Genomic DNA, 24,745 nt, shown 5'->3' with positions numbered 1-24,745 from the left:
CCAAACCATGCCTAACTAAACTATCTCTAACCAAAAGATGTCTAACTAAAAGGGTAAAGCGATGACTGAAATGACCAAAACCAACTTTGTAACCTGTGATTTATTAGATGCCAACCCTGAAAGCCAAGTTTGCTTGCCTAATATAGAAGGCAAAACCTTTCAAAGCTTCGGCGGCAAAGACAAATTCTGCGGTGAAATCGTAACAGTCAAATGCTTTGAAGATAACAGCCGCGTCAAAGAGCTCTTAAATAGCGATGGGCGCGATGACAACGGCGAGGCGAAAGTCTTAGTAGTAGACGGTGGTGGCTCAATGCGCTGTGCGCTGCTGGGCGATATGATAGCGCAATCAGCAATTGATAATGACTGGGCAGGCGTGATCGTATATGGGTGTGTACGTGATGTCGATGATATGGTGCAAATGGATATTGGCGTCAAAGCGCTAGGATGTATACCGCGCAAATCAACTCGGCGCGGTGAAGGTCAAACCGATATCGAAATACGCTTTGGTGATTTGACACTCACCTCAGGAATGTACATATATACCGATAACAATGGCATTATCGCCAGCGAAAAACCTTTACTTTAAAGACATTTAATAGTTGTTAAAACGATATACGCTAACATAAAGTCAATTATGTTGGCGTTTTAACAATTTGATAAGGCATTTAATGTTCTATTGATTTAGCATAAACGGGTTAATATATTCGCTAATAGCTGCTCCAATGAGTTAATTGAAAATAACTGTGAACCAATTACCCAAAACCATTAAAATTTAATTATAAGCTTTAATAGGTATGAACGAAGCCATACCTGCTTTACGCTACTATCTTGGTTCGTCCTTGGTGAATCGCTACATCTTATCGCGTTCCTGCTACCGCGATAACGCGCTAAGACTAGCGCTTCACTCAAGGACATCACCAAGTATTTCCGCTGCAATCAGGGCTAAACCGCACCACCTATTAACTGGCGGTACGTACAATCAGCCGTTTATGTCAGCACTATAATTTAGCGCTAAAAGTCATCGCTAAAAGTCAGCATTTTACATTAGTGCGTGTAGTAAGCACTTTAAAAAAGAGTCTAGGGCGTGTCCCTAATTAACAAATTGGCTATCTATAAGATCGGCTACCCTTAAGGATAAAAATTTCACCATTATGCCCAAACACCATAAGCATCCGTTAACTGATATCTTTACCCCCATCAACAAACAACTATTTCCAATCAAAACAGAACATAGGCGATGGCTATATCCTGCACATGCTGCTGCGGGAAGTTTGTGGCTTGCAAGCCTAACCGATTGCCCAGAGGCTAATGTCGAAAACCGCTTAAAGGTCATGGTGACCAAAGATCAAAACCAGCTTAATCAAATTGAAACAGAGTTGGCTTTTTGCGGCGTAGATGCTTATGTATTTCCAGACTGGGAAACCCTAACCTATGATGAGTTGTCGCCGCATCAAGATATCGTTAGTGAACGGATAAATCTACTTACCGAAATGCCAAAAGAGGGTATTTTACTCATCAGTATTCAAACCCTCATGCACCGCGTTGCACCCCCAAGCTGGCTTATTGGGCAGCACTTTGATCTCAGTGCCGGAGATGTATTTGATATTGAAACGCAGCGTGAAATGTTGGCTACAGCAGGATACCGAGCTGTCGACAATGTGTTTGAGCCAGGGGAGTTTGCCGTTCGCGGTAGTGTGGTAGATATATTTGCTATGGGTCAGCCCTTTCCTCTACGCCTAGATTTGTTTGATAATGAAATCGAAACCATAAGATTTTTTAACCCGCAAACCCAGCGTACCTTATCTACCCAAACCCTCGTAGAGCTGGTATCAAGTCGTTCAGATACAGACAGTGCCAACAAGCATGATTTATCCGTAGAATCATTGTCTTTACTCCATAAATTACCCGATGTTTCTAAGCCCATCACAGAGTTTCAGATATTACCTGCAAAAGAGTTTCCACTTGAAGAAGGGCGAGATACCTTCCGCAATAACTTCGCTGCCATGTTTCCAAAAACCAGTGCCCGCAAGTTTGAGCTACATAAAGATGTGATGGCAGGAATCGCCAGTAGCGGCATTGAATACTATCAGCCTTTATTCTTCGATCTTGAAGATTGGTCTCAAACTGGTCATCTGTTTTCATACCTGCCAAAAGATGCTTTATTCATTGCAGACGAGCATATTGCTGAAGCTCAAGCTGACTTTTGGTCTCAAATTCAGCGCCGTTATGAAGAGCGTCGCCATGATATCGATAAGCCCATTCTCAACCCAGCTCTTTTGTATTTACCGAGCAATGCACTGAACGAAAAGCTCAATGACTACTCGCGTATCGTCTTGAGTCATCAGGATTTAGGCGCAGAAAATGACAGTCAAAGTGGTAAGGTTAAGCTGCCAATTAAGATTCCCCCAGATCTGCCCGTCAGTCATCAAAAAGCCGAACCGCTCGCTAAGTTATTGGCCTACGCCTCAGAGCCATGGGAAGATGTTGGACAGCGTATAAATGGTGCAAATCCTCAAGATGTACGCCGTCCAATATTAGTCGTCGCAGAAACAGCGGGACGCCGTGAGATACTTTTAGAGCTATTTAAAGGTAAGCTGGATGTCAAAACATTTAATAATCTTAATGAATTTTTAACCAGTCCGTTATACAAGTCACCTCAGCAAAACGACCTCGATCTTAAACCCATTGTTGGCTTAACTATTGCACCTTTAGAGCGTGGGGTAGTGATAGAGGGTGAGCTTTCTATCGTTAGCGAAACCCAGCTCTTTGGTAGGCAAGTATTACAGACTCGTAGACGTCGTCAAAGTGATGTCTCAGAAGAGTTCTTGATCAAAAGTGTCACAGAGCTGACTGAGGGCAGTCCAGTTGTACACATTAATCAGGGCATAGGGCGTTATCATGGTCTAATAACCATTGATGCAGGTGAGGGTGAGCAAGAGTTTATTCATCTTAAATATGCAGACGATGCCAGTATTTATGTACCTGTCGCAAATCTACAGCTCATTAGCCGATATAGTGGCGGCGATCCAGCATTAGCACCACTACATAAAATTGGTAGTGGTAAATGGGATAAAGCCAAGCAAAAAGCGCTCGAACAAATTCATGATGTTGCAGCAGAGCTTCTTAATATGCAGGCTCGGCGTCAAGCAAAAGAAGGAATTAATTTTAAGGTTGAAACAGATCAATATGAGCTGTTTGCTAGTCAGTTTGCATTCGAAGAAACACCAGATCAGGCCAATGCTATTCATGCAGTAATGCATGACATGAAGCAAAACAAACCTATGGATAGGTTAATATGCGGCGATGTCGGCTTTGGTAAAACCGAAGTTGCCATGCGAGCGGCATTTATTGCAGTAAATAGTGGTTATCAGGTCGCGTTACTGGTACCGACTACCTTACTTGCCGGTCAGCATGAAGACAACTTTAAGGACCGCTTTGCAGATTGGCCTATTAGAGTCGAGACTTTATCGAGATTTGGGGGTAAAAAGTATCAAGATAAAGTTTTAGAAGATTTGGCAGCTGGAAAAGTAGACATTGTTATCGGGACGCATAAATTACTGCAAAAAGATGTAAAATTTGCCAATTTAGGATTGATGATTGTCGATGAAGAGCACCGCTTTGGGGTGCGCCACAAAGAGCGCATTAAAGCGATTCAAAGCGATGTGGATAGTCTATCCATGACAGCGACGCCCATACCGCGAACTTTGAATATGGCCCTAACGGATATGCGTGATATGTCAATCATAGCTACGCCGCCAGCGCGAAGACTGTCTATTAAGACTTTTGTGATGCAAAAGTCCGATCCACTCATGAAAGAGGCCATCTTGCGTGAATTGCTGCGTGGCGGGCAGGTCTATTTACTGCACAATGACGTCGCAAGTATCGAGAGAATGGCTGAAAACATTCGTGAGTTAGTACCTGAAGCAAGAGTAGGGGTTGCGCACGGTCAAATGAACGAGCGTGGTCTTGAGCAAGTGATGCAGCAGTTTTATCACAAAAAGTTTAACGTATTGGTATGTACTACCATTATCGAAACGGGTATTGATGTGCCCAATGCCAATACCATAATTATAGAACGTGCTGACAAATTTGGTTTAGCTCAGCTACATCAGCTGCGCGGGCGAGTAGGACGAAGCCATCATCAAGCATATTGTTATTTACTGGTGCCATCGGTGAAAGGGCTTAAGGGCGATGCCAGAAAACGTTTGATGGCGGTGGAGCGTGCAAATACTCTAGGTGCTGGCTTTATGTTGGCAAGTGAAGATCTTGAAATTCGCGGTGCAGGTGAGTTACTTGGTAAACAGCAAAGTGGCAACATGCAAGCTATTGGGTTTAGTTTGTACATGGATATGTTAGAGCGGGCGACTAAAGCCATTAAATCTGGGAAAGAGCCTGATCTTAATACACCTTTATCACTAACTAGCGAAATCAATCTACATTGTTCCGCTTTAATTCCTGAAGATTATGTCAATGATGTGCCGCAGCGTTTATTGTTCTACAAACGTATCAGTAATGCTGAGGATAAAGATACCCTGACAAATATTCGTACAGAGATGATTGATCGATTTGGTGCGTTACCAGAACAAACCATACAGCTCCTTGCAATTCATCAGTTACGCGTTAAAGCTGAACCATTAGCCATTAATAAAATAGACGCAACCACAAACAGTGTATCACTAGAATTCGCTCCTGATACGCCAGTGGAAGCGCTGGCTATTATAAAACTAATACAGTCAGATGGTAATCGATACCGCATGAACGGTGCATCAGGGATACGCTATACCAATCCTGATAAGCTCGATACGCCTCAAAAGCGCATTGATGTGGTACACGAATTATTAAATCACTTCTCCAAACACGTCAATGAAAAATCCAACGAGTAAATGTCGGTTACACAACCAGTCAATTGACTTTGAATTTGGTTATATAGCCAAAACTTCATAGCCTTAACCACACTACATTGCCATAACTTCATCAGGACAGCTGTATTGAACACCCTAGATAGTCATAAAATTGTCATCAATACTTCATAGCGTTGTCATTTATTGTATTTAGTATATATTTCAATAAATAAAATAGTGAAGGAGGCAGAAGTGAGTTCGTATACAATATTAAGACATAAAGTAATAAATAGCAGGGGAGTCAATAGCAACGTATTTACAAGTACTCCATATATTAATAATAAACGAAATGTGCATTTTGCGATTGAACTTGAAGAATTAAATTCGCCAGAATGGGGTAACGATGAGGCAGATGACGCCGTGGAAATGTAATGTACAATTAATTAAGTACTCAGGTTAAAAGTTATATTCGATACCAAGGATGACTATTAGAACAAAAGGACAATAATAAGAACGACTAGTTAAGATGGTATTTGGAAACTATACCTATTCGTAAAGCAGCCTTAAGGCTGTTTTTTTTGTGTATGGACTTAGGGTCTGTTGAACATTCAAATGTGGTACTGACGGTGGCTATTTTTTAGACCTTGTGCTTAGATTTGACGAGTTTATTTATATAGTCAGCGAACTACTAAACGGTTATGGCGTTAACCTCACTAATTCTACAGGCGTAGTACTTGCACTCGGTTGCATTGTCACCATTTTAGACTTCTTTGACTATAGACTGCCACATCCAAGTAAACCCAATTAAACCTTATCAACATCTATAATATCTAGGCAATACCTGATAAAATAGCTAACAAATAATTTATATAAAAATCAGAGAGCAAATATGTTTCAACTTCATCCGACACTTGCCAAAGACTCGTTTTTAGTAGGCGACTTTCCTTTGTCTACTTGTCGTTTAATAAATGACTGCCAGTTTCCTTGGTTGATTTTGATACCTAGAGTTGCTGGAGTACAAGAAATTTATGAGCTATCAGCTGAAGATCAAGCTCAGTTTTTACGTGAATCAAGCTGGCTATCAAGCCAATTAGCAAAGACATTCAACGCAGACAAGATGAATGTGGCTGCACTCGGTAACCAAGTCCCTCAGCTTCATTTTCATCATATTGTACGTTTTCAAAATGATTTAGCATGGCCTAATCCAGTGTGGGGAACGCCATCCGTACCCTATACTCAAGAAGTATACTTAGCCATGAAACAAACGCTAATGATGGCCTTAAGAGGACATAATCAAATGCCTTTTGATTGGCAAATGACATAACCGATAATGACATATATAAAATAAAAAAAGACACCCTTGAGGTGTCTTATTTATATAACTTTAAAGAATTAACGTAATTAATGATTCTCTTTAGCATGATTAAGTGTGTATTTGGGGATATCAATCAATAGGTCAGTGTCTTCAACGATAACTTGACAAGATAAGCGTGAATCGGGTTCGAGTCCCCAAGCCCTATCAAGTAAGTCAGCTTCAATATCATCCATCTCTTCTAAGCTATTAAATCCCTTACGAATCACAACGTGACACGTTGTACATGCTTTTGACATCTCGCAGGCATGTTCAATCTTAAATCCCTTTTCTAGAAGACCTTTACATAGGTTTTGTCCATTGTCTAATTCTACTTCCGCTCCTTCTGGGCATATTTCGTGATGAGGTAATAATGTAATTTTAGGCATAAAAGTATCCAAGATAGTAAGATATGATCATTTCAAATATAAATTGTAAATAAGTTCCTATTCAGTCCAGTCTTCTGCACTGGTACCTGATAACGATTGTTTAATACTTAAGTTCATAATACGAGCAGCGAAGCTATCACTTAACGGTTTCAATTGTGATTGTTTGGCATCAACATTATCTTTGATAGCACTTAGATCCTCTTTTGCGCTGGCTGAGGTCTGGCTTAAAGCAGTTTCTAAATCTAGTATGGCTTTACTAAGATCGTTTAGTTCAGTTTCAGATAATAAATTACCATATTCATGCATAGCAGACTTCAATGCAAGTATCTCCCGTTCAGCTTCGACTTTCGCTTCAATCAAGCTGCGTGAAAGCTTATCCTGCTCAGCATATTCAAACCCAGAGCGTAATAGCGCTTCTTGTTGTTCGTCGCTCAGTCCATAAGATGGCGTGATTTTAATATCACTTTTAACGCCCGTTGTGGATTCTTCAGCGCTTACAGATAATTGGCCATTCGCATCAATATCAAAAGTAACTTCTATACGTGCAAGACCTGCCTTCATAGGTGGAATACCAAATAACTCAAAGCGGCCAAGTGAGCGACAGTGCTCGACTGTATCGCGTTCGCCTTGCACAACATGTATCACCATTCCTGTCTGACCATCTTGATAAGTCGTAAAGGTTTGTTTTTTAGCGACAGGAATAGGGGTATTACGCGGTATCACAACTTCAACCAGTCCGCCCATCGTTTCCAAACCTAGAGACAGTGGTGTCACATCTAATAATAAGACATTGTTAGACTTGTCATCTTTAATGAGCTGATCTGCCACTTCAGCTGCACCTAAAGCCACTACTTCATCTGGGTTTAAATGAGACAGTGGTTTGATACCAAAAAAATCATGCACTGAATTTTGAATGACTGGCATGCGCGTAGAACCACCCACCATGATAATATTATCAAGTTGATCAGGTTTTATATTAGCATCGCGAATAACTTGTTCACAGGTCGCTAAAGCTCTACGAGTAATCGGTTCAATGATTTGAGTTAATGAATCTGAATCAAGCGTGCCCTGCCAAGTTGTATTTGCTATATCTAAAGTTACGTCAACACGATCAGTATCGGAAAGCTTTTGTTTGTACCTTTCAGCTTGGCGTGCAATTTTTGATCTCTGCTGAGCAGACAAATCCGCAGGATTTAGACCGGCTTGTTTTAATAGCCAGCCCATAATCAGGCGGTCCATGTCATCTCCGCCTAATGCGCTGTTGCCTCCTGTAGCAAGTACCTCAAATACCCCATCATTCATCTTGAGTAACGACACATCAAAAGTACCGCCGCCCAAATCATATATCAAATAAATCTTTTCTTTAGTATCCGTAGCGTCTCGATCAAGACCATAAGCAACTGCTGCAGCTGTAGGCTCATTTAATAAGCGTAATACCTCAAGTCCCGAAAGCTTTGCGGCATCCTTTGTTGCTTGACGCTGAGCTTCATCAAAATAAGCAGGTACGGTAATGACCGCACCTTGCAGACTGTCATCTGGTAACGCTAGTTCAGCACGATTTTTTAATGTTCGAAGTATCTGGGCTGATACTTCAACCGGCGAAATATCACCTTGTGACGTGATAAACGAAGGCATGGATGCTTGCTGGGCATCAGTGCTTTTCAACTCATAAGGGTGCGAAAATTTGATGTCTTTGATGCTTCGACCCATAAAGCGTTTAGCAGAGATGATGGTGTTACTGGGATCAGTTTCGAACTGCTCAAGCGCCAAGCTACCTACAACAGGATTAGACGTATTTAAGTTATTTCCATAGTAAACAACCGAAGGTAGTAGGGTATCTGTAGGGCTTTCATTCGATAGAGTCGTGCTGCTTTTAGGGTTATGAATAACAGCAGCTTCGGTTGAATTTGTCATGTCCTTTTGCGACTTAGAAGTAGGCGCTTCTATTAAAGATGCTTTACCCGAGCGCACTACAGCGGCCATAGAACGTGTCGTCCCCAAATCTATACCAATAGCATATTTATGTTCATGCGGTTTGGTACTTTTGTTAGGTTCAGCAATCTGTAATAAAGACATATAAAACTCAATCGGTTAAGAAAATATGAAATAAAAAAAAGAAAATTTACTATAAAGCGATAAATAGGGTCAAATGACACTTTTCTTAAGTGACAGTGTTCATAAGTGACAGTGTTCTTGAGTCTAACTATGCAAAATATATAGTATAAAATCAAACCATAACTCTATAAATTCAATTTTATAAATGTAACTTTATATATACAAATCATCATCATTGTCATGACTTTGCTGACTGGTATCAATAGCGGTATTAATATCTCTTTTTAGCTTAACAAGAAATTTAAGCTTTTGCGTCGCATCAATAGCACTGTTCCAGTCTTGATCTAAATAAGCGCTTTTAAATCGATCGGAATAGTCATCAATACGGGTATCAACGCTTGCCTTGAGGGACTGTAATGTATCGATATCCTGATTACTTTCAGCATCCTCTAATGAAACTCGTAAATCCATAGCATCGTCTAAAAAATTTAAATCGCTTATAGACTTATCGGTATTAAGCTCTTGATTAGAAAGCTCTAATAGATAGGTTGCACGGCTATCGGGATTTAATAGTATCTCATAGGCGTGATTTATAACCGCAGAATTTTGCTGAGATTGAGCAGTGCTACTGCCACTTATATTATCGGGATGAAACTGCTTTTGAAGGCTTCTTAATTTTTGATTTAACATTGATGTATCAATATCAAAAGCCACAGGCTGATCATATAAATCAAAAAAGTTTGAAAATGAAGGTTTAATATTAGACATAAGTTTATTGTATTGAAAAATGAATAAGGATGATAATATTTAAAAGTGAGTTATCGTAACATGTAAATAGGTAAACCCTTAGATATCCATACTAGAATAAGAAGCAAGCTTACTAATTATAGGAGTTATATCAGTTATAAATATTATAATATTAAAAACTAAAGCTGACGAACAACGTCGTCAGCTAAAGGTAATAAGGTAAGTAATAAAACAGTCGAGTAATAGAAGCAATACTTCAAAACTTATGATGCAGTATCATAGATGATATAAGTTAAACGGTGAAAGATTCACCACAACCACATTCGCCTTTTTTATTTGGATTAGTAAATTTAAAGCCTTCATTAAGACCTTCAACCACATAATCCATTTGTAAGCCATCAAGATAAACCATGCTTTTGGGATCGACAAAAATATTGACACCATTACTTGTGTATTTTTCATCAACCTCATCAGGTTCATCAACAAATTCAAGTACATAGGCTAGTCCTGAGCACCCAGCAGTGCGAATTCCCACCCGTATACCTTCACCATGACCACGATTATCTAAATAATCTGTCACATGTTTAGCTGCGCGTTTGGTCAATTCAATCATATAGACTTTCCTACTTATTTTATTCAGTAGCTTTTGATTTAATTCAATAGCTTAAATTCATTAGCTTGTGTTTCACCGACACTATTTAACTCATATTAAGCATCGGTTTTTAAATTACTTTTTGCTTGATAGTCATGAATAGCGGCTTTAATCGCATCTTCTGCTAATACTGAACAATGCACTTTAACTGGCGGTAGAGCAAGCTCTTCGGCGATATGTTTGTTCTTAATCTCACCAGCTTGATCCAACGTTTTACCTTTTAACCACTCAGTAACTAATGAGCTTGAGGCAATAGCTGATCCGCAACCATACGTCTTAAATCTTGCATCTTCAATAATGCCATCATCATCTACTTGGATCTGTAAGCGCATGACATCACCACAAGCGGGTGCACCAACCATACCAGTACCGACATTAGTCGCATTTTTATCTAAATTACCAACGTTACGTGGATTCTCATAATGGTCAATTACTTGATTACTATAAGCCATTGTATTACTCCTAGGTTTTAACCTATCAAAATATGAATATTATTATTTAATATTTACTTGCTAGCTATGTTAATGGTTAGCTATTATTGATGTTCATTTAATATTAATGTTCAGCCCATTCAACCGTGTTTAAATCAACACCGTCTTGATACATATCCCAAAGTGGAGACAAATCTCTAAGCTTATCTACCGCTTCATGAATTTGAGCCAATATAACATCAATATCTTCTTCGGTAGTATAACGACCGAAACTAAAACGTATTGAGCTATGAGCCAGTTCGTCCGGACGTCCGATAGCACGAAGTACATATGACGGCTCAAGCGTAGCAGACGTACAAGCTGATCCAGAAGAGACAGCCATGTCTTTAAGCGACATCATTAACGACTCACCCTCAACAAAGTTAAAACTAATATTGATAATATGAGGCACGCTATTTTCAAGACTACCATTTAGATAGATCTCTTCGATATCTTGTACACCAGCCCAAAGCTTATCATGCATCTTTTGAGCATGAGCTCTATCATTTTGGAGACGCTCACCAGCAATAGCAAACGCTTCCCCCATACCAACAATCTGGTGTGTTGGCAGAGTGCCTGAACGCATACCACGCTCGTGGCCACCGCCATGTTGTTCAGCACGAATACGTACACGCGGTTTACGGCGTACAAATAAAGCGCCAATACCTTTAGGACCGTAAACTTTATGACCTGAGAAACTCATCAAGTCAATTTTCATGTCTTGCAAGTCTATTTCCGTCTTACCAGCTGCTTGAGCACCATCTACATGGAATATAACACCAGCTTCTCGAGTAATCTCGCCAATAGCTTTTACATCAGTAAGTGTACCGAGCTCATTATTAACCATCATCAAAGATACTAAGATGGTATCTTCGCGCATAGCTTCTTTAACTTGCTCTGGTAGGATTAAGCCTGTACTTTCTTGCGGAACAAGATAAGTGATTTCAAAACCTTCTTGCTCAAGTTGACGACAAGTATCAAGGACAGCTTTGTGTTCGATTTTGCTCGTAATAATATGTTTACCACGACCTTCGTAGAAGTGAGCGGCACCTTTAATGGCTAAGTTGTCCGACTCAGTCGCGCCTGATGTGAATACAATCTCACGTGAGTCTGCATTAATAAGGTCTGCAATTTGCTGGCGCGAGTTTTCTACTGCTTCTTCAGCTTGCCAGCCATATCCATGCGAGCGTGATGCTGGGTTACCAAACATGCCATCAAAGGTCATGTATTCAGCCATAACTTTAGCAACCTGAGGATCTACAGGAGTTGTTGCTGCATAATCAAGATAAATAGGGCGATCTAAGTTACTCATACTGGTTTAACCTCACTGGCTGAGAATATAATATTAGGGTTTAGGTTATTTAATGAAATATCAGTTGCGGTCTCAGAAATCAATTGTTGACGCGCTGCAACATCACTCACATTCTCCATTTGTAATAATTGATCTAGAGTAATGTTTCTTAAATATTGTTCGATATGTTTTGATAGTGCACACCACAAATCATGGGTTAAGCACATCGCACCACCTTGACAGTTGCCCTTACCATCACATTGCATCGCATTAATAGATTCATCAACGGCAGTGATTATGGTCATGACATCAATGTCAGCTAAAGGTTTAGCAAGATGATAACCACCAAAGGCACCTCGAGTACTAGTGACTAATCCAGCTTTTCTTAATTTAGAAAAAAGCTGTTCTAAATAAGATATCGAAATTGATTGGCGTTTTGCTATATCAGATAAGGAAACAGCGCTTGAAGTGTCACTATCTTGAATAGCCAAATCAAGTAACGCAGTAACCGCATATCTTCCTCGAGTAGTTAAGCGCATCGTGCCTCCAAAGCTTACTATGAATTATAATAAAGCTATTATAATTAAACCTGAGTAATTTAGTCAAGATTAAATATTGTATTGATAGTAAAGTTTTTGTAAGGCAATATATCTTAAAAAAATAAAACTTAATTATCGAATGAAGAGATTTAACTGGCAAAAAAATTAAAGTAGTTATTTAATTACAATAGGTGGATGTTACTTGCTATATGGGGGGGGATAGATTAAAACGCAAGCTATAGGCAGGTAGAATTAGCACAAATAGGGCTAATTATTTTAGTCATTTAAAGTATCTTAACGTCTCTTTAAAAAGGGCTAAAATAGACTGAATAGTACATAACAAAACAGACGTATTGAAATCTTCAATACGCCTCTTTTATATAAAAGTTTTAATAATGTATAGAATATAAGAGATATTAAGTATGAGAGATATTTAGTGTAAGAGGTTTTAATATGTCATAGTAATTAGATATATATTACCTAATAAGTAAAGCAAAGTTCTCGACTCACGTACCTAATCAAGTACTTAAATCACTTTAATACTTTAACTACAATATCCATCCAATTATAGCGCCGATAGCAACTAAAGAGACAACTACTAGCGCAATCAAAGTGACTTTCTGCTTACTTTGTACCTCTTTTATAGTCATTTCAAGCTCATGATTCCGCATACTTAAAACATTAAGCTGTTCTTGTTGTTCTTGAATTCTTGCTTTGTAGTCTGGCTTATTTTCCTCAGTAGATTTGGGTTTGTCCGATTTATTGTCACCCTTAAATGTACGTATTAAACTTTGGAACAGACTAGCAATACCAAGCTGAACTAAAAAGTGGCGCAATTGGACCACAGTTTCAGTTGCTCCTCGCATAGTTAATTTACTGATTTGCTTAGGGTCATTGCTGATTAACGAATTAATAAGTTGATGACTATAAGCATTAATGACGACATCGGCTTTTTGATGATCGTCTGCTAGTTTGGTATCTAATAACACCCCGCGGTTGTTAAACGTCGCGAAAACTTGAGTATGTGGCAAATAGCTTCGTATACAAACCGTCGTATTAGACTTAGCTAATGGGTACATTGCTTTACGCAGGTTGGGATCAAACCTTAACACGATGGAAATAACAGATTCTGCTAATACCAGTACCATATTTAATATAGAGTTTGTGATAGGATTTTGATTCATGCGAAACCTTATTATTATTTAAAAAAGTCTATTGTTAAAAAAGTATGTCGTTATAAAAGTCTGTTACTAAATTTTAAATAGACTGAAGTGTGTAGGGACAAATATTGAATACGTAAGGGTTAACTATTTTTATTTAAACTATTAACTATAAACTAACAATTATTAATTATTTTCAATTCACTAAGTTAGAGTTAGATTCTAAGCCATCAAAACCGTGTTAAATAATAGCATATTGCAGATAATTCAACATAACCACTATAGTAATAAATAGTTAAGTAATGAAAAGTTAATAGCGTAATATAAAAATTTTTGAAAGTTTTTTATGTACCTATATTTATAAGCAATATCATAAGTTTATATAAGTTAGTTAAACTTAAAGTTTATGAGTTAGCTCATTAATCATGATTTATTACTTTAATTTTTATCAATACTAATGGCTTAATATCTTTTGAACATTGAGTTTACCTCCCTTTATTTACTTGCATTTAGAAGATGAACTGTGTATTAATATAGCAAGCATACTTAAAGAGGTTTAAACCTATACCTTTATCGTTATAATTTAGCGTTACCATGACTTTTAATAATTTTGGAATATTAAATTTATTCAAAGATTTCAATATAATTATAGTTTTAAATATATTGATAATTATCAAAAGAATTTTAAGTATTGATTCTTAAATTATATTTATTCAATAAATTATAATAATAAGAGTTTAAATACTTGAATCTTATTGTATTTAAAGGTATAAAATAACTTCTACAAGCCAGTTATAATATATGATGAGTATATAAATCTACTAGAATATGTAATTTAACTTGCACATTTTAATAGCCCTTGTTATAACTGCAAATGATTCAACCTATATAAAGAACATATTAGAAATATAAAGTGCATTTTTTGCGCTGTTTTGTAGTCTTTATAGGCTTGGTTATTGCTTAATTAATGTTTAAGCGATAAAATTTACCCCGAATTAAACCCAATTTAAGGAATTCTTTATGAACAAATCAGAATTAGTTGATAGCATCGCTGAGAAAAGTGGTCTTAACAAAACTCAAGCTGCTGACGCTCTAAATGCTATGATGGAAAGTGTTGGTGAAGCTCTAGAAAGCAACGATACTATTTCATTAGTTGGTTTTGGTACATTTAGCGTTAAAGATCGCAAAGCACGTACTGGCCGTAACCCTAAAACTGGTGATGAGCTTCAGATTCCTGCAAGTCGTGTACCACACTTTAAAGCGGGTAAAGGTCTTAAAGATCGCTTAAATCAAGGTTAATTAAATCTTTGAGTTGAATATCCACTATTTGAATTTAATTTTATTCGTAATGATAACGCACCTTAGGGTGCGTTTTTTTTGTGTCGTACAATTTTTTCGAGTATGATATGTCGTTAACCTTAAACAACCAAGACTGATATGTACTATGGAATCAATACGTAATTTTCTTAAGAGCTGGCCAGGTAGAATCTTTTTGATGCTTTGTTTGTCACCACTAGCAATTCTTGGTCTTGAAAGCTACTTTAGTGGCAGTTCAAGTATTAATGAAGTTGCTAAAGTAGGGGAGCAATCAATTAGTCGTACCGAATATCAAGAAAGTATTACTGCTCGTAGAAATCAATTAATGCAAAGCGGAGTTGATCCAAGCAATATCAATACGAATACGTTAAATAGCGAAGTACTCAAAAACTTGATCAATCGCGCATTACTTCAAGAACAGTCTAAACATCTTGGGTTACATGTGTCTGATAGAGTGATTAACGACTTACTATTGCAAGAACGTAGCTTTTTAGATAATAATGGTCAATTTTCAAACGAACGCTTTGCTGCTACCTTAAGACAACAAGGGATTACCAAGGAGCAGTTATTCAATCAGTATCGTCAACAATTAAATTTAATGCAGTTATTTAATGGGGTAACTCATACTGCTTTATATCCAAATAGTGATATTGATGATTTGATTTCTCTAAAGCGAGAAAGTCGCGAAATTTCGCTACATAGATTTTCTTGGCAAGATTATAAAGATAAGGTTCAGGTCTCTGCTAAAGATATCGAAGATTATTACAACCAACACAAAAATGATTTAAATAGTGTATCAAAGGTAGACTTGTCTTATATACTATTGAATCCTGAAAGCGTCAATATGGACGATATAACTGATGAAGAGATTCAGGCAGAATATGACGCATTTAAAGCTAATTTTGTTACTGATGAGTCTAAAAGAGTCAGTCAAATATTGATAACAGGTAATGAGGCCGAGAAGACAATAAATGATATTAAAACACGTTTAAATGCAGGCGAAAGTTTTGATAAGTTAGCAAAAGAGGTATCACAAGATCCAGTAAGTGCTCAAAATGGCGGTGATATCGGTACGTTTAATCCAGATATGTTTGGAGAAGACGGAACAAAAGTAGCTAAAGTTATTGATTCGCTTAATATTGATGATATCTCTGATCCTGTACAGACAAATTTTGGGTATCAACTCTTTAAAGTCACGGATATCTCGTCTAATTCTATACCATCACTTGATGACAAACGTGAAGAAATCATCACCAAAGTTCAAAGACAGAAAAAAGATCAACTTATAGCTGATAAAATTACACGTATCAATGATATGGCAATAGATGGTGTGAGTATTGCAGATATAGCTCAGCAAGAAGAGTTAGAGGTTCATAAGATTGATAACTATACTGAGACTAATAATTATACTAAGCTTAATCAACCTGCGATAATCGAAGCTGCTTTTGATGATTTTATTATTGAAGATGAATCAGTTAGTCCAAGTATTAAAATAAACGACGGCACTGTATGGCTACAGTCTAGTAACTATAGGCCGGTAGCGCCTTTAAGTCTTGATCAAGCTTCTGATAGAATCAAAGCGGTGTTAATTAGAGAAAAGGCGACGCAAAAAGCACTGGATACCGCAAAAGCATTGGTTGCAAAAATCAATGAAAATGGTATAAATTCAGCGGGTATAAGTTTTGAAGATTTGGGTGAGTTAAATCGTCAAAATAATAAACTATTACCTGCAGAAAATGCTGCGGCATTTAGTAGTGATACTGATAAGGCTCAAGGTAAAGCCGTTGCTCAAAAAACCCAATCGGGCGCCTCTATCTTAGTGCTTGGAGATATCAATCGTGGTTCAGCTGATGATGTGGCCCTTGAAGAGCGTATGATGACCACTGCTACTGAAAGACAAAATAGAGGTATAGAGCAGTTTAATGACTATATACAATATTTACGAGAAGCTATCCCTATCGCTAAAAATGAGGATATTATCAATGATGTGGCTGGGCTGTAAATATGTGAGCTGAATGGTTTAAATGTGAGGCTAATTGAACTAGCAGTTAGCCATTAGTAAAAGAAAGCTTAACTTTTTTTCTGTCACTAAATCATTTAACTCAGTTGATTAAATAAGCTAGGTTAGATATTTAGATCAATTAGATTAGACAGTTGAATAGTAAAAATAAAACCCATTGATTTTTAGTCAATGGGTTTATTTTTATATCGCTCAAAAGTTGAGTTTTATTAGGCGCTATATATAGTAAATAAATCTAAAATGGTTACAAGGCAACCGAGTGCAAGTACTACTATAGTAGGGCAAGCAAGGTTAACACCGTAACCGTTTTGTATCTAGCTGACTATAGCTTTTCGTTCAGTATATGATATGGCTGCGCTTTAAATTCATACTTGATTTATAGCGTTTAGTGACGGAAATGGCGCATACCAGTAAATACCATAGCTATACCATGTTCATCTGCAGCAGCAATGGTCTCATCATCACGTATTGAGCCGCCCGGTTGTATAATAGCCTTAATACCGACTTTGGCTGCATTATCAATACCATCTCTAAATGGGAAAAAGGCGTCAGAAGCCATGACTGCGCAATTAGTAGCTAGGTTTGCATGTTCCGCTTTAATAGCAGCGATACGAGCAGAGTTGACACGGCTCATCTGTCCAGCACCCACGCCAATGGTACGCAAATCTTTGCCATAGACGATGGCATTTGATTTAACATATTTAGCGACTGTCCATGTGAATAACAAATCATTAATTTGTGACTCGGTTGGATGAAGTTTGGTTACGATATTTAGATCACTTGCAGTAATTAGACCTAAATCTTGGTTTTGAACCAGCAGCCCGCCTGTCACTCGCTTGAAGTCAAGATTTGAAGTACGCTCGGTAGGCTTTGGCAATTCACCACAAGTTAAAACGCGGACATTCTTTTTCTTAGCTGTTATCTCTAGAACTCCCTCTTCTAAAGATGGAGCAATGATGACCTCAGCGAACTGATTATCCACGATAGACTGAGCAGCTGGTTTAGTAAGTGGACGATTAAAAGCGATGATACCACCAAATGATGATTCAGGATCAGTACTAAATGCCGTCTTATAAGCTATCATTTGATCTGCATTAATAGCCACGCCGCATGGATTGGCATGCTTAACTATCACACACGCAGGCTCACTAAATGATTTAACACATTCAAGCGCAGCATCAGTGTCTGCAATGTTATTATAAGACAGCTCTTTACCCTGATGCTGTTTGGCGGTTGATATACATCCATTTACTAAACTGTCAGTTTCAGTATAAAACGCTGCTTTTTGATGTGGATTTTCACCATAACGTAAATCCTGAGATTTGGTCATTTGAATGTTTATAGTACGAGAAAACTCAGATGGCTCGTCAAATGATTCAAGTCTATTTCCTAAAAAGTTTGCGATCATCCCATCATAATTTGAGGTATGCTCAAACGCTTTAACAGCCAAATCAAAACGAGTACGCTGAGATAAGCTACCTTCATTTTTGAGCTCATCTAATACTTTGTCATAGTCTTCTGGATTCGTCACAATTGCAACATGCTCATGGTTCTTAGCGGCTGAGCGAACCATAGTAGGACCACCGATATCAATATTTTCAATTGCATCAGCTTTACTTACATTAGGATTTGCCACAGTTTGGGCGAAGGGATATAAGTTTACAACCACTAAATCTATAGGACGGATTCCATTTTCTTGCATCACGGAATCATCTTGACCACGGCGACCTAAAATACCTCCATGAATCTTAGGATGTAAGGTTTTAACCCGTCCATCCATCATCTCTGCAAATCCAGTATAGTCAGCAACTTCTGTAACTGCTATGCCATTTTCAGATAATAGACGATAGGTACCGCCAGTAGATAATATATCATAACCAGCTTCAATAAGGCCTTTAGCAAAACCTTCTATATTTGATTTATCAGATACTGAAATAAGAGCGTATGGTTTTTCAGACATAAAATTTCCAATTCTATTAAGGTTATTGGTGGAGGAGGCGTAAGCGATTGAGTACGTTTGTATTGTATGGTGCTATTATTGAACTAATCAAAATGGTACCTAAATAGCCTAAATATAAATAGCAGTTAGGCTAAGTGTTTATCCATAATTGGTTTTTATATTAATTAGAATGCAGCTCACAAAATTACTTGGAATTATAAGACACTATATTTGGGTCTGTTGTACAAATCTGTTTGGCAGCTGGATTTACATTAATCCGTATTGAGCCATTTTTTTACGCAGTGTTCCTCGGTTTAAGCCAAGAATCGCTGCAGACTTCGATTGATTGCCTTTAGTTTGTTTTAAGACAACCTCTAATAGTGGCTTCTCAACTTCTTTGAGTATGGTGTCGTATAAGTGAGTTGGCATATCACCTTCAAGCTCAGCGAAATATAGCTCAACAGCAAGCTGTACATGGTGACATAGAGGCGTACGCTCCGCTTCAATCATAGCGCACTCTGCATAGTTGTTTTTAGCCAGGTTATCTTTAGTTATTAAAGCTTGAGTCTTTAAAGCTTGAGTGGTTAAAGCGTTGAGACGTTCGCCGCTATTTTGTTCATCACTATCAGATACGGTGGAGTAAGGGAGATTTGTACTATCATTATATTTTAAAAAAGCACCCTCATAGTCATCATCAATACTGTTATTATTGACAATGCTGGCTTTAAAGGTTTGCATGTTTATATCACTCATAATAGTATATCTATACCTTGGAAATGAACAATCTAATCGCCACTGTTTAGCAGCATTCATGACTAATAGAATATAACAGCCCATTCATTTAATAGGCATCATTTGGCTAAAAACCATAAAATTTATAATGCCCTATTATAATCGAATATAAAATAAACGGTGTGAAATTTTATGACCGCTTTAATAAGCCTAAGCACAATTTATTAATTGATTCGTTTACCTGATAAACGGTGCCAGTGTGAATCTTCTGCTTTTTCATAAGCATGTCTTCTGTTCAAATCGAACCAAGGCTTAAAGGCGTCAACTACCTCATCAAGTTGTTCAGATATTAAACCAGCTAGAACAATGTCCGCACCAGGCTTTACTAACGTTGCCAAATAGGGCGCTAACTCCATGAGGGGCTTAGCTAAGATATTTGCTGTAATCATATCTACCTTATGACTGCCTTTTTCTTTAAATACATCGGTAAATTCATGAGGTAAATATGCTGATAGGACTTGATAGACGTCATTTCTTTCAGCGTTTTGACGGGTTGCCGAAACAGCTTGGGGGTCTATATCTACACTGTATACCTGTTTAGCTCCTAGTTTTAAAGCAGCAATACCCAAGATACCCGAACCGCATCCGTAATCTAAAATGACTTTATTTTCAAGATCTTGATCAGTTAACCAGTCTAAACACAGCCTTGTAGTAGGATGATAGCCGGTTCCAAAGGCCAGACCAGGGTCCATCATGATATTGATAGCATCAGGGTTAGGAGGGGTAAGCCATTTTGGAACTATCCAAAGATTGTTTGTACACTCGATAGGGACGTAATGCGACATCCACTCTCGTTCCCAATCTGTATCTGCAAGCGGCGTAATCCAGACTCGACTGGCATTGACTAAAACTGCCATTGTTTGGGCGGTGGCTTCTATGTCTTGAGCGGTATCGGCTTCAAATAGACCGGTAACAATAACCTCATCCCAAAGGGGGGATTGACCAGGTAAGGGTTCAAATAAAGGCTGATCACCGGCATCTTCTAAACTAATAGACAGTGCACCTTCTTCTAATAACAAGCTTTCTGCCAGATCAACGTCATCTTTTTTACATTGCAAATGTAGCTGTTGCCAATCCATAGTGGTCCTTAAGTATAGTGATAACGTAGGGTTCTTAAATTGACAAGTCAATTCATATGAAACCTTAATATAAACCTACAATTTAGACAAAGCGTTAATTAGATAAAGCTCTACGTGCTTCATTAATCACACGCTGATTACCTTGAGCCTGACCTGCTTTTAAGATAACTTGCCATAAGGCTGTTTTTCTCGAAGAAGTTTTAGCCACTACCAGCCCCCGTCGTGCCATTGCTTCTGCTTTTAAAGGTTGATTTTGTTTTAGTGCCACTTGTCCTAGATAAAAGTAAACAGCTGATGATTTTGGTGCAATGCGCTGAGCACGTGTGAAGGTATCTTGTGCAGCGGAGGTCTGACCTTGGCGCAATTGAGAAACGCCTTTATCCATCAAAGATCTAAAGGCGGGAAGATTGTCGCCTTCTTCACCACTTGAAGATGCTTGAGCTGAAGGTGATGAGTTTTGGCGCGCTTGCTCAAGCAGTATTTGATTTACAGATCTACTATCCTCTATGCGAATAGGCGGACTAACAGGGCGTCTAGGTCTAGTGGGTTGTTCCGTATTAGGGGTTTGTGATCCAAAGTCATTCGCTTTAGACTCGGTAGGGGTTTGAGTATTGTTATTATGAACGCTATTGTCATGAGTAGAATGGGGTGCAGAAGGTCTGGTGTGATCACTTTCAAAGGGATTATCTACACGGTTGTTGTGAGGCTGTATATCTTCCTTTGGTTCGATGCTTGCACGGGGAACGTCTTGATTTTGAGGTTGATGCGTATCGTTAATAACAGGTTGTTGTGTTTCGATTCTTTGATGTTCAATTGTACTCTGGCTGTTTGTATTATAAATACCAGTAGTGGTCTGACACCCCGACAACGCTACTAGTCCTAAGCCCGCCATGACTAATAATGAATTTATAGAAAGTTTGTTCTGAAGAGGTTTGGCTAGGCTAGTATGCATCATAAGACTTTAAATCTTCCATAGTAATGTTTTAAGGGGGTATAAAATAGTAAAGCATTTAATATAACGCAAATATATAGCAACTGACGACAAAGAATAACTGACAATTAAATAGTAACTGACCATAAGAGTATCTATATTAGGATTATAAACCGTATGCGGGTTTATATAGGGTACTAAATGGCTATACTACAGCATACACACTACTCCATCCATTTTACTCCATCCATTCTACCGCTCTATCATACCAAGTATCAGCATTTTCGTTTTGCTCATCCGTTTCAGCATTATTGACGTTGCCATTTTGGTAATCAGAGCTACTTTGGTTATTAGGGTCAATAGAGTTATTAGAGTTATTTGAGTTATTAGGATTATTTAAGTTTTGATTGTCGTTATTATAATTACCTTCTTCTTGAGCTTCTGTCAAACTACCATCCGTATCATTCTGACGACTTTGATCAAGTAGTTGTCTGTTCTCATTTCTCAACCACTGCATTTGACGCTGAGATTGTGCTTGTTGATAGATTTGTATCGCACAAGTGCTGGCCTCTTCTGGGAGATACTTTGAGAGTACAGGTAAGTAACGCGCGTTAGGACAGCTCTCATGTGATAATTGACCTGTACCGTTTTGAAGCCATAACCATTCAATATTATCAGGTTGAACCAGATCAACAGGCGTTAAACGTAATCGTCCCATGTAATCTTTCCACACGGGTAATGCCCCACTACCGCCACTTAAGCCAATAGGTTTATTATCATCACGACCTACCCAAACTACGCTAACATAGTTACCGCTATATCCTGCAAACCAAGCATCACGGTAGTCATTGGTAGTACCTGTCTTGCCTGCTAGGTTTAAGTTACTGCCCAGAGATTTTAAAGATTTAGCAGTACCATTTCTTACGACTTCTTGCATGGCATAATTTGTTAAATAATTTACACCAGGTGGGATGCTGCGTTTAGTATCAAGCCCTGAGCGCTGCAAAATCTGACCACGATCATCAACCACAGAGCGAATACTTATTATAGGTGTTCTAAAACCACCAGCAGCGACAACTTGATATACCCCAAGCATATCCATCGGGCTAAGCTCTACAGAGCCTAATAGGATTGATGGATAAGTAGGAAGTTTTTTGTTGATACCTAATCGGTGCAATTGATTTATGAACGTTCCTATGCCAAACTCTACACCTGTATTAACCGCCGCTTGGTTATAGGACTTAGCCAAAGCAGTGGTTAAAGGTACAAAGCCGTGATCGCGTCCCCCATAATTTTTGGGCGTCCACGTGCCACCATCTTTTAATTTTAGGGTAACAGGATTATCATTAACAGGACTGGCTAAATTATACTTGCCACTTTCTAATGCGGTCATATAAATAAAAGGTTTTAATAATGAGCCTACTTGACGATTGGCATCGATAGCGCGGTTAAAGCCTGTAAATTCGCTACCACTACCTACCACTGCAACTAACTCGCCTGAAGCTGGATTGGCACTTACTAAAGCAGCTTGTAAATTTTTGGTCTTGTCACTCTTTTTACGTAACGTTGTCAGTTGTTTGTCTATAGCAGCATCAGCGGCTAACTGAGCAATTGGGTCCAGCGTGGTGAATACTTTTAGGCCTTCGTTCTTAAGATCGTCTTTGTGATAGTTATTACGCAGTTCACGCTTTACAATATCTAAAAAGTCGGGGAAACGGCTTTTGCCAACGCTCGGCTTTTCAACCACATCTAAGTCATGGCTAATCGCAGTATCATAAGTCTCTTGGTCTATTTTACCAGTGACTAACATATTACTTAATACGGTATTACGGCGATTTAAAGCCCGTTCTGGATGGCGTCTAGGGTTGTAGTAAGAGGTACCTTTAGCTAATCCTACCAACAATGCTTGCTGATCTATTCGAAGCTCTTTTAAGGGTTTATTAAAGTAAAATTGTGACGCCAAACCAAAACCATTTATAGATCGATTGCCGTTTTGCCCTAGATTAATTTCGTTCAGATAGGTTTGCAAAATTTCATCTTTGTCATAGTGCAATTCTAAAAGAAGTGCCATAACGGCTTCGTTAGCTTTACGCTTTAAACTACGGTCTGAGCTTAAGTAAAAGTTTTTGATAAGCTGCTGGGTTATAGTAGATCCACCCTGCATGCTACCGCCTTTTAAATTGTTCAGTATGGCGCGGCTAATACCTTTTACTGAAACGCCTTTGTGTTCATAATAACTACGGTCTTCTGTTGCTATTAAGGCATCAATAAGGGGCTGTGGCACCTCACTAATTGGGACAACAATTCGGTCTTCATTATTATCAGGATAAATGCCACCAATTGTAATCGGCTCAATACGTACTATTCCCGTATCGTTTGGTTCAGTGCTTTGAATATCTGTTATTTTAGAATTATTAATGCTGATTTTAATGACTTGCTCAGGCTCAATGTCATTTGCACTATATTTGAAGCCACGCGTATGAATGGTATATTTACCTGATGCTTTGTTATAAGAGCCAGTACGGTCATAATTTGAAGCGGATTGGTAATTTAGCATCTCAAGCCATTTTTCAAGGTTATTACCTGCTATAGGCGCACCTTGGTATAATTCTAATGACTTTGAGTAAACCTTAGCTGGAATGTTCCATCGTTTACCCTCAAACTTTGTAGTTATGACTCTGTCTTGCTTTACAAGATACATCGCCAATACCAGCATACCTACTATGATAATAATAAGTAAAATAAAGCTGGTAATGGCACCTTGCTGACTTTTCAAATTTTTTGGAAAAGAGCTGTTTGGAATAGGGCGGTTTGGAACGTGAGAAGGGGTTAGCGGATTCAAACCACCGTTTGCGTTGTTTAGCGTATTTGGATGAGACGTTGAAGAAGAGGTTTTTTTTAAGAATGAAGGTTTTGAATACACGATATTTTACCAACTGAAGATGACAGGGTTATGATGACGTAAAAATTTATGATTTTCAATGCTATTAATTAAAACCACACCGCGATGCATGTTTAGCGCATTGTTTTCATCTATTTTCCATACAACTTGGGTTTGAAGCACATTCAGTGACTGTTTATAAGCTTTTAAACGTATTAAAGCATTTAATATGAAATTATTTAAACAGACACCGTATTTAATTTATTAGGGACACGACCTAAACTAACCAGC

At 38.2% G+C, this 24,745-nt stretch carries 19 protein-coding genes; 6 read left to right on the top strand and 13 right to left on the bottom strand.

Translation table 11 applies throughout. The features are described from left to right. Positions 1-70: 70 nt before the first annotated feature. From rraA to AC2SLP_RS03990, 4 genes are all read left to right on the top strand, one after another. Entirely contained in the window at positions 71-586 is a 516-nt protein-coding gene (gene rraA / locus AC2SLP_RS04005; RefSeq protein ID WP_486535420.1) for a ribonuclease E activity regulator RraA, read from the top strand. Between the two features lie 565 nt (positions 587-1,151). Continuing rightward, complete coding sequence (mfd, locus tag AC2SLP_RS04000; RefSeq protein WP_486535344.1) at positions 1,152-4,883, top strand: transcription-repair coupling factor; 3,732 nt, start codon at positions 1,152-1,154, stop codon at positions 4,881-4,883. 210 nt (positions 4,884-5,093) lie between these two features. Next, the gene (locus AC2SLP_RS03995) at positions 5,094-5,273 is read left to right on the top strand and encodes a hypothetical protein (RefSeq protein WP_486535343.1); all 180 of its coding nucleotides are present in this window, start codon (positions 5,094-5,096) and stop codon (positions 5,271-5,273) included. Between the two features lie 457 nt (positions 5,274-5,730). Further along, positions 5,731-6,165, top strand: coding sequence for an HIT domain-containing protein (locus AC2SLP_RS03990; protein ID WP_486535342.1), 435 nt, complete (start codon positions 5,731-5,733; stop codon positions 6,163-6,165). Positions 6,166-6,242: 77 nt separating this feature from the next. On the opposite strand, the gene fdx is transcribed toward AC2SLP_RS03990, so the two are convergent. From fdx to AC2SLP_RS03950, 8 genes are all read right to left on the bottom strand, one after another. Beyond that, the gene (gene fdx, locus AC2SLP_RS03985; RefSeq protein WP_486535341.1) at positions 6,243-6,581 is read right to left on the bottom strand and encodes an ISC system 2Fe-2S type ferredoxin; all 339 of its coding nucleotides are present in this window, start codon (positions 6,579-6,581) and stop codon (positions 6,243-6,245) included. A gap of 57 nt (positions 6,582-6,638) precedes the next feature. Next, positions 6,639-8,657: a Fe-S protein assembly chaperone HscA gene (gene hscA / locus AC2SLP_RS03980; RefSeq protein ID WP_486535340.1), complete on the bottom strand. Its 2,019-nt coding sequence runs from the start codon at positions 8,655-8,657 to the stop codon at positions 6,639-6,641. A 192-nt stretch (positions 8,658-8,849) separates the two neighbouring features. Continuing rightward, positions 8,850-9,404: a Fe-S protein assembly co-chaperone HscB gene (gene hscB, locus AC2SLP_RS03975; RefSeq protein ID WP_486535339.1), complete on the bottom strand. Its 555-nt coding sequence runs from the start codon at positions 9,402-9,404 to the stop codon at positions 8,850-8,852. A 271-nt stretch (positions 9,405-9,675) separates the two neighbouring features. Continuing rightward, a complete protein-coding gene (gene iscA / locus AC2SLP_RS03970) occupies positions 9,676-9,996 on the bottom strand; it encodes an iron-sulfur cluster assembly protein IscA (protein WP_486535338.1) in 321 nt (106 codons plus the stop codon). A 95-nt stretch (positions 9,997-10,091) separates the two neighbouring features. After that, the gene (gene iscU, locus AC2SLP_RS03965) at positions 10,092-10,487 is read right to left on the bottom strand and encodes a Fe-S cluster assembly scaffold IscU (RefSeq protein WP_486535337.1); all 396 of its coding nucleotides are present in this window, start codon (positions 10,485-10,487) and stop codon (positions 10,092-10,094) included. Between the two features lie 103 nt (positions 10,488-10,590). Beyond that, a complete protein-coding gene (locus tag AC2SLP_RS03960) occupies positions 10,591-11,817 on the bottom strand; it encodes an IscS subfamily cysteine desulfurase (protein WP_486535336.1) in 1,227 nt (408 codons plus the stop codon). After that, a complete protein-coding gene (locus tag AC2SLP_RS03955) occupies positions 11,814-12,335 on the bottom strand; it encodes an Rrf2 family transcriptional regulator (RefSeq protein ID WP_486535335.1) in 522 nt (173 codons plus the stop codon). The genes AC2SLP_RS03960 and AC2SLP_RS03955 overlap by 4 nt, the downstream gene beginning before the upstream one ends. 548 nt (positions 12,336-12,883) lie before the next feature. Further along, positions 12,884-13,519: a hypothetical protein gene (locus AC2SLP_RS03950; RefSeq protein ID WP_486535334.1), complete on the bottom strand. Its 636-nt coding sequence runs from the start codon at positions 13,517-13,519 to the stop codon at positions 12,884-12,886. A 996-nt stretch (positions 13,520-14,515) separates the two neighbouring features. Between AC2SLP_RS03950 and AC2SLP_RS03945 the strand changes: the two genes are divergently transcribed. Both AC2SLP_RS03945 and AC2SLP_RS03940 read left to right on the top strand, forming a co-directional pair. After that, complete coding sequence (locus tag AC2SLP_RS03945) at positions 14,516-14,794, top strand: HU family DNA-binding protein (RefSeq protein ID WP_486535333.1); 279 nt, start codon at positions 14,516-14,518, stop codon at positions 14,792-14,794. Between the two features lie 145 nt (positions 14,795-14,939). After that, positions 14,940-16,814 (top strand): SurA N-terminal domain-containing protein, encoded by a 1,875-nt coding sequence (locus AC2SLP_RS03940; protein ID WP_486535332.1) that lies wholly within the window; start codon positions 14,940-14,942, stop codon positions 16,812-16,814. Between the two features lie 403 nt (positions 16,815-17,217). Here AC2SLP_RS03940 and purH read toward each other — a convergent pair whose 3' ends face one another. The 5 genes from purH to mrcB form a co-directional block, all read right to left on the bottom strand. Next, positions 17,218-18,792: a bifunctional phosphoribosylaminoimidazolecarboxamide formyltransferase/IMP cyclohydrolase gene (gene purH, locus AC2SLP_RS03935; RefSeq protein ID WP_486535331.1), complete on the bottom strand. Its 1,575-nt coding sequence runs from the start codon at positions 18,790-18,792 to the stop codon at positions 17,218-17,220. A gap of 246 nt (positions 18,793-19,038) precedes the next feature. Then, positions 19,039-19,281 (bottom strand): helix-turn-helix domain-containing protein, encoded by a 243-nt coding sequence (locus AC2SLP_RS03930; protein ID WP_486535419.1) that lies wholly within the window; start codon positions 19,279-19,281, stop codon positions 19,039-19,041. A gap of 446 nt (positions 19,282-19,727) precedes the next feature. Beyond that, positions 19,728-20,642, bottom strand: coding sequence for a 50S ribosomal protein L11 methyltransferase (prmA, locus tag AC2SLP_RS03925; RefSeq protein WP_486535330.1), 915 nt, complete (start codon positions 20,640-20,642; stop codon positions 19,728-19,730). A gap of 94 nt (positions 20,643-20,736) precedes the next feature. Beyond that, positions 20,737-21,597, bottom strand: coding sequence for a tetratricopeptide repeat protein (locus tag AC2SLP_RS03920; protein WP_486535329.1), 861 nt, complete (start codon positions 21,595-21,597; stop codon positions 20,737-20,739). 214 nt (positions 21,598-21,811) lie between these two features. Further along, a complete protein-coding gene (gene mrcB / locus AC2SLP_RS03915) occupies positions 21,812-24,349 on the bottom strand; it encodes a penicillin-binding protein 1B (protein WP_486535418.1) in 2,538 nt (845 codons plus the stop codon). Positions 24,350-24,745: the final 396 nt, after the last annotated feature.

It is taken from the genome of Psychrobacter sp. CX21 (assembly GCF_057396255.1).
This window is presented reverse-complemented; position numbering and strand designations above follow the sequence as displayed.